A 1,253-nucleotide genomic window follows, 5' to 3' on the forward strand; every position below is an offset into this window, starting at 1 on the left:
GCGCTTCTCGGCCAAGGTGGGGTTTTTGTACAGGCCATCCTTGGCCTGTACAAAAACGCTTCGGCATCCTGCCTCGCCCGCGTCTGCGCGCGGCTATTCCACCTTGGCCTGCGATGCTCGGCGCAGCCAGACGGGGAGGTACGTCCACAGCACAGCAACATCAACAGCGTCGCTCCCCCTGCCTTTAGTCCCCTCTCCCCTTGCGGGAGAGGGGTAGATAGCGGAGTGCATCGCCTTGCGCTGGATTCGCTTTCGCGGGGATGACGAAGGTCGAGGAGCACCCCTTGGGGTTCGTGCGCCACGGGTTTTCAACAAAATCAAGGCAGCAACTTCCATTCACAAGCATGTATTAAGCTAGGATCCCTCGCTTACGCGCAATGCTGAATGGAGGATCCGATGACCCAGCAGGAAGCAGGTCTGGCCTCAGGTGACGCCGATCCGCAGGAAACAGCCGAGTGGCTCGAAGCCCTCGAGGCGGTGCTGCAACGGGGGGGGGCCGAGCGCGCCCACTTCCTGCTGGAGGCCTTGCAGGAGAAGGCGCGCCTGAGCGGCGCCTACATCCCCTTCTCGCCCAACACCGCCTACATCAACACCATCCCGCCGCACCTGGAGGAACGCTCTCCCGGTGACCACGCGATGGAATGGAAGATCCGCTCCATCATCCGCTGGAACGCGATGGCCCTGGTGGTCAATGCCAACCACGAGCACGCGGGCATCGGCGGCCATATCGCCAGCTTCGCCTCGGCGGCGACGCTGTACGACGTCGGCTTCAATCATTTCTGGAAGGGGCCGGAGCACGAGCAGGGCCAAGACCTTATCTACGTTCAGGGGCACTGCACGCCCGGCATCTACGCCCGCGCCTATCTCGAAGGCCGCATCAGCCCGGAGCGGATGCACAACTTCCGCACCGAGACCGAGCCCGGCAAGGGTTTGCCCTCGTATCCGCATAGTTGGTTGATGCCGGACTTCTGGTCCTTCGCCAATGTGTCGATGGGCCTGGGGCCAATCATGGCGATCTACCAGGCACGCCTGATGAAGTACCTGGAAAACCGTGGCCTGATGAAGCCCGGCAGCCGCAAGGTCTGGTGCTTCTGCGGCGACGGCGAGATGGACGAGCCGGAGAGCCTGGGCGCGATCGACATCGCGGCGCGCGAGAAGCTCGACAACCTGATCTTCGTGGTCAACTGCAATCTGCAGCGCCTCGACGGCCCGGTGCGCGGCAACGGCAAGATCGTGCAGGAGCTGGAAGGCGT

The 1,253-nt window shown here is 63.2% G+C and carries 1 protein-coding gene; it reads left to right on the forward strand.

Translation table 11 applies throughout. From position 1 onward, the window contains the following. Positions 1 to 396: 396 nt before the first annotated feature. On the forward strand, positions 397 to 1,253 hold an 857-nt coding region (locus BP26_RS0122500), incomplete at its 3' end, for a thiamine pyrophosphate-binding protein (RefSeq protein WP_036517726.1).

Source organism: Nevskia soli DSM 19509 (assembly GCF_000711955.1).
GTDB lineage: Bacteria > Pseudomonadota > Gammaproteobacteria > Nevskiales > Nevskiaceae > Nevskia > Nevskia soli.